This window comes from Blautia ammoniilytica, assembly GCF_025566965.1.
Taxonomy (GTDB): domain Bacteria; phylum Bacillota; class Clostridia; order Lachnospirales; family Lachnospiraceae; genus Blautia_A; species Blautia_A ammoniilytica.
The window spans coordinates 1-11,242 of the sequence record NZ_JAOQJL010000058.1 but is presented as its reverse complement, the minus strand read 5'-3'; the positions used below and the strand labels follow the sequence as shown (position 1 = coordinate 11,242).

The following is an 11,242-nucleotide window of genomic DNA, read 5'->3' as shown; positions in this document are numbered from 1 at the left end:
AAAGCGAAAGCCAGCGCCTTGAGACGCTGGCCTAGCATTAAAGGCTTATAGCCATCCTACGAGCCACCCGTTTCACGGGTGGGGGCGACTATTATCGAAAAAAATAGAGCATATTATAAGGTGTCTCTGCGCTTGATGTATCCAGGGTTACCAACTGGTGCAATGATCTCCTTTTCACGGATCAGTCTGGCATGCTTGTCAACTACAAAATTCTCAAGATGAACATCCTGACCGATCAGTGTGTCTGCAAGGATAATACTGTTTTTGATAACAGCTCCTTTTTTGATCACGCAACCACGTCCAATAATGGAATTCTCTACAGTACCCTCAATCAGACAGCCGTTGGATACTATGGAATTGCGAATGTCTGCACCATCCATATAGTGGGTAGGGCAGGAGTTATTGGTACGGGTATAAATTGGCCATCCTTCACCGAAAAGGTTCTGGGCCTCTTTAATGTTGATCAGAGCCATATTAGCATCATAATAGCTGCGGAAATCTGTGATAGGTGCAAAGAAGCCTTTGTGAGGGATACCACGTACATCCAGATCCATGCCTTCGATCTGACCTGTGCATGCTGCATTTACAATGTCCAACAAAGAGAACATGGAAGAATAGGCAGCCGCCTTTTTGACCAGGCTGATGAAAAGGTCTTTTTTCATAACATAGGTATCCATGAAAATATTACGGTTCTTTGCTGTGCCAGGATTTGGCTCAATGGAAAGCACACCCTTCTGACGGTTCAGATTCACGATGTTGCAATGGAGACAGGATTCCTTTGCGTTGTCAATGGTATGATACAGCAGGGTAATATCTGCTCCTGAAGAAATATGACTGCCGATCAGTGTGTCAAAATCCTGTGAATAAACCATGTAATTGGGAAGGATCACTACGTAAGGGTGATGCATCTTCTCAATGCTCTCCATATTCTCAATATAAGCTGCAATATCTGTATTATATACATCTCTCCAGGATCTGGCACCTGAAAAAAGAAGCTGCAGATGACCGCTTTTGGAGTTGATATTGTAGTGACGACCTGTGCCAACATGTTCGATCAGGGAACGAGGCTTATTATTATCCATGTATACCTGAATCCGGTCGATATCACTGTTACTAAGATTGGAGATCGGGAAGTCGATCACACGGTATCTTCCAAGGAAAGAGAAAGCACCGATAGGACGATAATCCTGAAGTCCCTCTACAAGGATGTTGCGAGGTGATGAGTTTACAATGCCAAATGCGCTATACATATTATTCCACCCCCTTTATACGTTGTGCAACAAGCTCGATGTGCTCGCTGTCTGCACTGCCTGCCACAGCATTCTTACCAATGTGGATATTATCGGCTACAAGGGCACGCTGCACCACTGCGCCTTCTTCTACAACAACGCCTGGCATAAGTACGCTGTCGATCACCTTTGCTCCTGGACGTACTTTGGAGCCTGTGAACAGAACGGAATTTTTAACTTCACCTTCTACAATACAACCCTGAGTGATGTATGCATTGGTTACACTGGCCTCCGGACCGATATACTGAGGCAGGGTGGTTACATCTTCGGTATAGATCTTCCAGGTAGGGTCATTAAGATCCAGCTCATTGTTCGGGCTGAGAAGATCCATGTTTGCTTCCCAAAGGGAATCAATGGTACCAACATCCTTCCAGTAGCCTTTGAAGCGATAAGCAAACAGGCGCTTTCCGTCGTTTAACATGGTGGGGATGATATCTTTACCGAAGTCGTGGCTGGAATCCGGATTCTTCATATCTGCAAGCAGCATTTTGCGGAGCAGCTTCCAGTTAAAAATGTAAATACCCATGGAAGCAAGATTGCTCTTCGGCTCTGCCGGCTTTTCTTCAAATTCTACGATCTGGTCAGTTTCGCCATCTGTATTCATAATACCGAAGCGACTTGCTTCTTTAATAGGAACTTCAATCACTGCGATAGTGGCATCAGCCTTGCTTGCTTTGTGGAAGGCAAGCATCTGGGCATAATTCATTTTATAAATATGATCTCCGGACAGAATGAGAAGATATTCTGGAGACCTGGAATCAATAAAGTCAATATTCTGGGAAATGGCATCTGCGGTACCTCGGTAAACATCAAGTCCTACATCTGCTTTTTCGCGAGGCGGCAGTACATAAACACCACTGTCTTTGGCATCAAGTCCCCAGCGTCCTCCTGCTGCTACATAACTGTTCAACAGAATGGATTCATACTGGGTCAGAACGCCTACAACATCAATACCACTGTTGGCACAATTACTGAGAGGAAAATCTACAATACGGTACTTTCCACCATAGGAAACTGCCGGCTTTGCCACTTTGTTGGTAAGCTCGTGGAGACGGCTTCCCCGCCCTCCGGCCAGGATCATCGCTAACATGCTGTTTTGCTTCATAGTGAGCCCTCACTTTCATTTCTTGGATGCTTTTATGAATATAAAAAACAATATTCTTAAGTATATTATACATATTATTGGTGCAGATTTCCATATTTTTGTGCAAAAAATATATAAAATTTGAGAAAAATTGATTACATATCCTGAAGACTGCGGAGGGCCTGGATGTCTTCTTCAGATACCTTAAGGTTAGTGGTAAAATTTTTGCCATCAGGAGTATTGATCTGAACCTCGATAATAGAACCTGCCTGGATCCCATGCTGCTGTACAGCAGCCATAAACTGCGGAAATTTGGGATGACGTTGGGTAAATCCATCCCAGGCGTTTTTGAATTGCATCATTTTTAGTGGATTAAATGCCATAATAAAGATCCTTTCTGAATGATTGTAAATAATTGTTTAAAGGGTAAGAATTACAGGTGCCATGTTTTTAGCTGTTTCCATGGAGTGGCGGATCAGCTTTTGAAAGGTATCGGCATCCTTCAGAACTGTGGGTTTAAGTTCCAGAAAATAAACATTCTCTTTGGGAATATCTCCGGAAGAAGGAAGAACCCCACAGAAGCGAGTGTCTTTGTCCATAAAAGACTGGTATACAGAAGTATCTGTGCCGGAAGGGGCAATACCATATACCCGGAATTTGGGCATGTCCTGAAGCAAGATGCTTTCCATACACTTGGTAAGCTGCTCAGCTGAACTGCTTAAATGGAGTGCAATAGTAAGAATATGATCCTGGGTCAGCAGCAGATAATCATAATACCATTTAAAAACAGGAGGATAGTCCTTCAGAGGCAGAATATCCAGGCTACGGGCAAATTCTGTAGTGGAGGAGACAATGCTTTCCTGTACTTCCGGGACATTCCTGTATTTACGGTACCAGATAAAAAGGTCTGTCAGTTCCCGGTTCAGGATTTCTGCAAGAGCAGCACCGGTAATATTGTACTTTTGGCATTGTTTCCGGATCAAGGCAAAAGAGCGGAACTGGCACTGGAAATTACGTGCTCTGTTTCCTACCAGGGACTGGCTGTTGTTGATCCTGTATTTTACAAGCCGGTCTTTGGTAAATACCACCCTGTCTGCCGCAAGGGATACTTCGTTAAAGAAGGAACGGTCATTTACACAGATAAAGTCATTAAACCAGAGACGATGCTCCAGAAGGAACTGTCTTTTGTAAATTCCATTCCAGGGAACAACACTTACATGGCTGAAGGCACTGGGATTCTGTGAAAAACTGACTGCCTTGCCATAATAATTTTCCGGAAGGCCGGAAAAACGAAGGATGGCGGTAGAGGAAATCTGGCCGGTGGCGTTATCAAAACAGCGGCTTTTTCCTTTGACCATATCTGCATCCATTTCTTTGGCAAGCTGATAATAACGGCGATATGCACCTTTTTCCACAATGTCATCAGAATCCAGGAAATGCACATATTCACCGGTAGCAGCAACCAGACCTGTATTACGGCAGGAACCTGCATACATGGTCATAGGGTGGCGGATCAGCATCACACGGGAATCCTTATGTGTGTAATTAGTGATAATCTGGGCTGACTGGTCAGTGGAATCGTCATCCACACAGATCACCTGCAGATCTGTAAGATCCTGAGAAAGTACACTGTCCAGACATGCCGGCAAATAGGGTGCAGCGTTATGGACAGGGATGATTACACTTAATTTCATAATTGTCTATTATCTCCATACAGGAACAGTGATTGAAAAATATTGGCAAATGTGAGTATACCAGCTGGGAGTCAATCCCCCAGCTGATATAGCCTCCGGCAGGATTGCAGAGGTGCGCAGGAGAAGTATGTCATGCAATTGCATGACGCGCACCTCGCAGCAAGAATGCCGAGGCATTCTTGACAGTTACCAATATTGTATGTCAAAAACAGTCCCTTTTATTGTACTGTACGGCGCCCTACAGAATCGTAGATAATGCCGGTGTTTTTAAAGTTATGGGAAGGGTAGCAGTTACGTCCGTCCAGGATGATAGGGTGGGTCATAAGCTCTTTGTAGCGGAGGATATCAAAGTCCCGGATCTGAGCCCATTCAGTAAAAATAAAGCAGATATCCGCATCCTTTAAGGTCTCCTCAATGGAAGAACAGTAGGTGATCTCATCCGGATAGTATTTCTTAAAATTCGGAATACCGATGGGATCCCAGGCAAATATCCTGGCTCCGTCATCCAGCATGATGGGGATGTTGATCAGGGAAGGCGCTTCCCGCAGATCATCTGTGTCCGGTTTAAAAGTCAGCCCCAGAACGGCTACCTTCAGTCCTTCAAGGGAATCATAGTATTTGTGGCTCTTTTTAAGAAGCTTCATTTTCTGGATGTCATTTACTTCAATAGCGGCTTTAACCGTTTTCAGTTCTTTTTCATAATAATTGGAAACCCAGTGAAGAGCTTTGGTATCCTTTGGGAAACAGGAGCCGCCATAGCCGATCCCTGCCTTTAGGAATCTGTTGCCAATGCGTGGATCCAGGCCCATACCCTTTGCCACGTCTTCAATATTGGCATCCAGAAGTTCGCAAAGGTTTGCAATTTCATTGATATATGAAATCTTTAGTGCAAGAAAATCGTTGGATGCGTATTTTACCATTTCTGCACTTCTGCGGTCTGTAAATACAAAAGGCTGATGAAATTCCTGATAAACTTCCTTCATGCGATCACGTGCCCAGTCAGATTCTACTCCGATGACAATACGGGAAGCATGGAGAGTGTCTTTTACAGCAGTGCCCTGGGAAAGAAATTCCGGGTTTGAGGCGATTTCCACACGGATGGGAGACAGCCCCAGCTTGCTTCTTCTGGCAGTGATCTGCTGGGTCAGCCGCTTTTCGATTTTGTCATTGGTACCGATAGGAACTGTGGATTTGATCACAACTACACAATCAGTATCCAGGGTCTGGGCAATCTGGTCGATCACTGTATATACATATTTCAGGTTCGCAGAGCCATCCTTTTTTTCTGGGGTTCCAACACCTACAAAAATGGCCTGGGCATCCTGATAGGCACTGGCATAATCCGTAGTATAGGAAAGCCGTTCTTTATTTTTCTGCATCAAAGGCTCCAGATCTGGTTCGTAGATAGGGGATATTCCCTGCTTCATCAGTTGGATTTTATGTTCGTCAACATCTACACAGGTTACATGATGGCCTGCGTTGGCCAGGGCAACTCCTGTCACAAGACCTACATAGCCTGTACCTGCAACTGCTATTTTCATATTATTTGCCTGCCGCATTTTGCGGTCCTTTCGTGGATTTTTATATTAGCTGGGAGATGACTCCCACCTCTATAGGTGATGAGAAACAAGCTGGTATCAGTGGTGGGAGTCAATCCCCCAGCTGATATAGCCTCCGGCAGGATTGCAGAGGTGCGCAGGAGAAGTATGTCATGCAATTGCATGACGCGCACCTCGCAGCAAGAATGCCGAGGCATTCTTGAATTAAAATGTCACCGCCAAAGGGAATGGAAGTACATCTTGACAAGTAACTGTAGGAATGTAGAACAGTTACGATCTAAAAAGGGTAGCACATTTAAGATGTGTTGTAAAGTTACCCTGTTCCCGGTTCTTTTCCTGCCAGTCGATGGGCAAAGACAGTCTGGCAGCGTTTGGCAAAGGAGGCATCTGCCCCCGGCGCCTTTAAGTTACAGTTCACATTTGGGGCAGCAGCTGCACAAAAGGCAATGGTCTGCAGATTGTCTGTGGCCTGGATAAATACCTGGTCAAAGGAAACAGGACCGAAATAACGGGTGTATGCCTGTTTTCCCAGGCGGAGCATCCTGCCGGGAGGGTAAATAGAGGCCAGCCCCAGCCGGGTAATAAAGAAGCTGGATATTTTCCAGAAAAGGCTTCTGGCTGGATCAATCCGAAGGGGAAGATACCAGATGTCCGGAAAATGGATATTCAGATATGCTTCTGCCTTAGGATCCTGAAGTACATTATAGGAAAGCCAAATCTGGGCATCCGGATGCTGGGATATAAAGCTGCTCAATTGATCCATTTGTTCAGAGGATATTTTGCGGCCGGTAAACCACAGGATATGCTCCTTTATGGATGGAACAGCTGTATCATTCTGTGATAAATCACCGGATCCGGGATGACTGGACAATTCCCGGGATTCAGGCATTTTTGCTGCCTGTAACATATCAGAAGCGAAAGCATCCGATACTGACAAAGTGGCCTGAAGCTGGCGGATCAGCGCAGGTGCATTGGTACAAGCCGGGACAAATTGCAAGGCTTTTTGCAGGGAAGACGACAATGGATATGGATCATCTTCAGGTAAAAAACGGAGAACGGATGTTGGCAAATTACAGTCTGCCATCAGAATGCTGCGGTAATCGGTGATCAATACATCACAGGACCGGATAAGATCTGTAATGGAATACTGGATCGGCAAAAGGCGTATATGTTTGAAACTGCTGCAATCCACCTGGTATCCGGGAGCAGGAGCCAGATACAGGATCTGCTTGTCCGTTAAGTCATTGTCCAGCTGATATAAAGCATCAGTGAAGCTTCTTACATAGTGAAAGGTCTGTTTTCGGTCTTTTCCCGCAAACAAAGGACAGCAGAACAGCAGTTTTGTATCTGCTGCCAGTCCTTCATTCTGACGAAAGATATCAGCCTCCGTAAATATGGGAAGAGAAGGATCCACTGGTGTCCACAGTTCTTTCAATAAATATGTGGAAAGAGCAGCATTATCTGTGGAAAAGTAAGTATCTGTGTGGCAGATCCCCGCTATCATGGCGTGCTCCATATAATTTTCCAGTATATCTTTGTTTGGGAAAACAATAAGATCACAGGTAAACATGGTATGCTGCCATCTGGCCAGATCATGTCTGGAAGTCAGGCAGTTGGCACTGGTAACAGGAATCAGGCTTTCCGTACAAAGAAGGATATGCCTCTGTTTTGTACCCTTATGGAAATACCAGGGAAGAGGTTGGTCTGTGATCAGCCTGCCACATTGTGCAAGGGCAATCCCATAATCTTCAGAGTCAGGGGAAATCAAGGTAACACAGGAGGTATCCAGCTGATAGGATTGGCTCAGTCTCTGCCATACAGGACGTGCTTTGGCGGTAAGGGAAAGAAAGACCCGGGTTCCTTTCGCAAAGCTGCCGGAAAGCAGGGTAAGGAAAAGCGGATGGATATCCTGCCCCTCCATGGATTCCAGAAAAATATAGCCAGGTTCAGGCAAAACCCTGGTATTGGAAGCCAGATAGGATTCTTTTGCAGGCTGTTCCTGATCAATCAGTCTATCTTCACTGAAAATATAAGCGTTATTATGACCTGCCTTGTAATCTTTCAGCCATGCCTTTTGCTGGTTTGGGGACATTCCGTCACAGGTGTTCACAAAATGAAGCATTTCCTTGCGGGAACCGTAAAGATAAAGCAACTGGAACAAGTGATCCGGAAGTGCGTATTTTACATAATGATTATTCTGCCAATCTGGCAGAAAGGCATCTATATAATCAAAAAGCTGGTTGATAAGATCAAGCTTCAGATCCTTTTTTTTGGTTTCATAGTTGGTGAGAAGCTTCCAGAAACGGAAAAAAAAGTGCCGGATGGTGATGAAATCGATCTCGGTTCTGTAGGTTTCAAGAAAGCCCAGGGAATTCATGCAGTCTTTCAGGTAAATAACTGCTTTTTTAATATCGGCAGTGGCGGGGGTCAGGCTGCCGAGAAAACCAACATTTTTCCTGTAATTGTAAAGGCATTCATCTATTATTCCCACATTACGTGCTTTGGCAGCCAGAAGGTATGCCACCGGAAGATCTTCAAAACGGATTCCTTCCGGAAATGCCAGGCCTTCAAAAAGCTCTCTTTGGATCAGTTTGATCCATGGGTAGGGGGAAAGAATGGACATTTCATATGGCTTTTCGGAAAATGAAAAATTCTGGTTGTGATGACGCATGGGAAATGGAGTCTTTTTACCGGAACTCATATCTATGTTATAGTATGAAAATAACACAAGGTCATTGTCATCCTGAACCGCCTTGGTGTACAGCTGTTCACATGCGGAAGGCTGGATGAAGTCATCACTGTCTACAAACCATACATATTCACCATGGGATTTGGAAAAACCGTAATTGCGGGCATGGCTTACCCCATGGTTTGTGGTTGTGTAAACAAAAAGTTTGGAAGGATATTTTTCCTGGTAGGCTTGCAGGATAGCTGCGCTTGTATCGGTGCTTCCATCATTGACCGCTACGATCTCTAACTGATCCAGGGTCTGGTCAAGCAGGCTGTCCAGACATGCAGGAAGAAACTCTGCTACATTATAAACCGGCAGAATAATACTGACTTTAGGTGTGTTCATAAATTGCCCCCTGTTCCGTTGTTTTTTTTCCCAACATCATATAGTTCCTAATCATATAGTTCCTATTATTATAACGGTTATCGGTTGTTATCACAAGACCGCAACAGCACAGGATACAGGAAATTAGACTGGACGAAAGGATATATATTCGCTATAATACAAAGAATAACAGATGTCAGGACAAAAGACATCAATGAAAGCAAATGAAACAGAAGAGGGATATCGTGAGTAAAAGAGAAGATTATAAACGGTTTATCGTGTTCTGCCTTGCAAGTCTGATCATTCTGGCACAGGCAGCAGTGTTTGCATATGTGTGGTATGATTTTTACAGGATCCGGATCGACGAGCCATTCTGGCGAAGAGGTAACTGGGTACTGATCGCAATTTATGCACTGATCAATACCATGTTTTCACGACTGTACGGTGGCCTGAAGGTTGGCTATCTGAAGAGGATCGATGTATTTTATTCACTAACATTGGCAACCATATGTACGAATGTGGTAGTATATTTTCAGATCACACTGATCAACCGCTGGTTTTTGGAAGCTAAGCCAATGATCAGTATGACGGTGGTTCAGCTGCTTCTGATCATTATATGGATCTGGGGATCCAGATATATTTATTCCAGGCTGTATCGGGCTAGGAAGCTTCTGGTGATCTACGGTGACAGGGATCCAGGTGATGATCTGATCCATAAGATGAATTCCAGACGTGACAAATATGATATCAGCGGTAAGGTTCATATTCGTGAAGGAGAAGAACGGATCCATCAGATGATGAAAGAGTATGAAGGTGTGATCATCTGGGATCTGCCATCTGCAGTGCGCAACCGTTATCTGAAATATTGCTTTGCCCATTCTATCAGATGTTATATGAGTCCTAAGATTTCTGATATTATTCTGATCGGTACAGACAGGATCCATTTGTTTGATACACCGCTTCTTATGTCAAGGAATATGGGATTATCCGTGGAGCAGAGAGCTGCCAAAAGAATGTTGGATATTCTGGTGTCTGGTCTTGGCTTGCTCATCCTTTCGCCGATTATGCTGATCATTGCACTGATAGTGAAATTGTATGATCACGGCCCGGTGTTTTATACACAAAGCAGGCTTACCTGCGATGGGAAAGAATTTATGATCTACAAATTCCGCAGCATGCGGGTGGACTCTGAGAAAAATGGTGCACGTCTTGCTTCTAAGCACGATTCCAGGATCACACCGGTTGGGCATGTACTGAGGAATCTCCATCTGGATGAACTTCCCCAGCTGTTTAATGTATTTAAGGGGGATATGTCTTTGGTGGGACCAAGGCCGGAGCGTACAGAGATCATGCAGGAATATGAAAAGGAGATACCGGAGTTTTATTACCGCCTGAAAGTTAAGGCAGGACTTACCGGTTATGCCCAGGTTTACGGGAAGTACAATACAACCCCCTACGATAAGCTGAAGCTGGATCTGTTTTATATTGAGAATTATTCTTTTGTACTGGATATTAAGCTTTTATTCATGACTGTGAAGATCTTTTTTCAGAAGGAAGTATCCGAAGGTGTGGATGACAAGCAGAAGAATGCCCTTAAGGATTCAACAGATGAGAGGGGAAAAGAATGAGAATGCCTGAAGTATCTGTGGTCATGCCTGTATACAATGGAGAGAAATACATCCGTCAGGCTATAGAGTCTGTCTTTATTCAGGATGTATCCCTGGAATTGTTGGTAATCGATGACGGATCATGGGACGGTACAGCCGGGATCCTGAAAGAGTATGAAGGCAGGGAGAATTTTCGGTATTTTCGTAATTCATCCAATTTAGGAGCGGCAGGTTCCAGAAATCGTGGTGTAAGAGAAGCCAGAGGCAGATACATCGCTTTTCTCGATGCAGATGACTGGTGGGAAGAAGGTAAGCTTTCGGCACAGCTAAAGCAGCTGAAGAGTACAGGCCGGGTGTTATGTTCTACCGGACGCACTTTGATGGACTCTTCCGGTGCAGATACCGGTCGATACATTCCGGTAAAAGAAACTGTCACTTATCGGGATTTGTTAAGTCATAACAGTATTAACTGTTCGTCTGTTGTGGTAAAGAAAGAGGCTGCTTTGGAATTTCCCATGGAGCATGATGACAGCCATGAGGACTATATTACCTGGCTGAAGATTCTGAAGAAATATGGACCTGCAGTAGGAATCGACAGGCCCTACCTGAAATATCGCCTCTCTGAAGGAGGAAAATCCAGAAATAAGCTGAAATCCGCCAGGATGACTTACCATGTGTACCGTTATGTTGGGTATGGACCTGTGAAAAGTACCTGCTTTTTTATTTCTTATGCTTTGCACGGTCTATGGAAATACAGAAAAAAATAAGGTAACTGCGGGTAAAAACAGTTACCAAATATGTATTGTTGACCGGACAGCAGTCATCACTACGGATGGCTCTGTCCGGTTATTTTGGTACGGCTTTAGCCTGTTCAAAATGTCTACGCAGCGTGTAGGCATTTTGAACTATAACCCACCTGCTTCGCGGGTGGTGACCCATTGTTATACGCAAAAA

8 protein-coding genes are annotated in these 11,242 nt (G+C 44.4%); 2 read left to right on the top strand and 6 right to left on the bottom strand.

Translation table 11 applies throughout. From position 1 onward, the window contains the following. Positions 1-113 precede the first annotated feature (113 nt). The 6 genes from glgD to OCV61_RS17755 all read right to left on the bottom strand — a co-directional run bounded on the left by glgD (position 114) and on the right by OCV61_RS17755 (position 8,702). Entirely contained in the window at positions 114-1,250 is a 1,137-nt protein-coding gene (gene glgD / locus OCV61_RS17780) for a glucose-1-phosphate adenylyltransferase subunit GlgD (protein WP_158422876.1), read from the bottom strand. Between the two features lies 1 nt (position 1,251). Beyond that, positions 1,252-2,394 (bottom strand): glucose-1-phosphate adenylyltransferase, encoded by a 1,143-nt coding sequence (locus OCV61_RS17775; RefSeq protein ID WP_158422875.1) that lies wholly within the window; start codon positions 2,392-2,394, stop codon positions 1,252-1,254. Positions 2,395-2,528: 134 nt separating this feature from the next. Next, on the bottom strand, positions 2,529-2,756 hold the full coding sequence (locus tag OCV61_RS17770) for a hypothetical protein (RefSeq protein ID WP_158422874.1): 228 nt from the start codon (positions 2,754-2,756) through the stop codon (positions 2,529-2,531). Positions 2,757-2,792: 36 nt separating this feature from the next. Next, positions 2,793-4,067, bottom strand: a complete 1,275-nt coding sequence (locus tag OCV61_RS17765) for a glycosyltransferase (RefSeq protein WP_158422873.1) — start codon at positions 4,065-4,067, stop codon at positions 2,793-2,795. Between the two features lie 218 nt (positions 4,068-4,285). After that, on the bottom strand, positions 4,286-5,608 hold the full coding sequence (locus tag OCV61_RS17760; RefSeq protein ID WP_158422872.1) for a UDP-glucose dehydrogenase family protein: 1,323 nt from the start codon (positions 5,606-5,608) through the stop codon (positions 4,286-4,288). A 331-nt stretch (positions 5,609-5,939) separates the two neighbouring features. Then, the gene (locus OCV61_RS17755) at positions 5,940-8,702 is read right to left on the bottom strand and encodes a bifunctional glycosyltransferase/CDP-glycerol:glycerophosphate glycerophosphotransferase (RefSeq protein WP_158422871.1); all 2,763 of its coding nucleotides are present in this window, start codon (positions 8,700-8,702) and stop codon (positions 5,940-5,942) included. A gap of 224 nt (positions 8,703-8,926) precedes the next feature. Between OCV61_RS17755 and OCV61_RS17750 the strand changes: the two genes are divergently transcribed. Further along, positions 8,927-10,309 carry a sugar transferase gene (locus OCV61_RS17750; RefSeq protein WP_158422877.1) on the top strand — a complete coding sequence of 461 codons (1,383 nt, stop codon included), beginning with the start codon at positions 8,927-8,929 and terminating at the stop codon, positions 10,307-10,309. Beyond that, entirely contained in the window at positions 10,306-11,055 is a 750-nt protein-coding gene (locus tag OCV61_RS17745; RefSeq protein ID WP_158422870.1) for a glycosyltransferase family 2 protein, read from the top strand. The genes OCV61_RS17750 and OCV61_RS17745 overlap by 4 nt, the downstream gene beginning before the upstream one ends. The last annotated feature ends 187 nt before the right edge of the window (positions 11,056-11,242 follow it).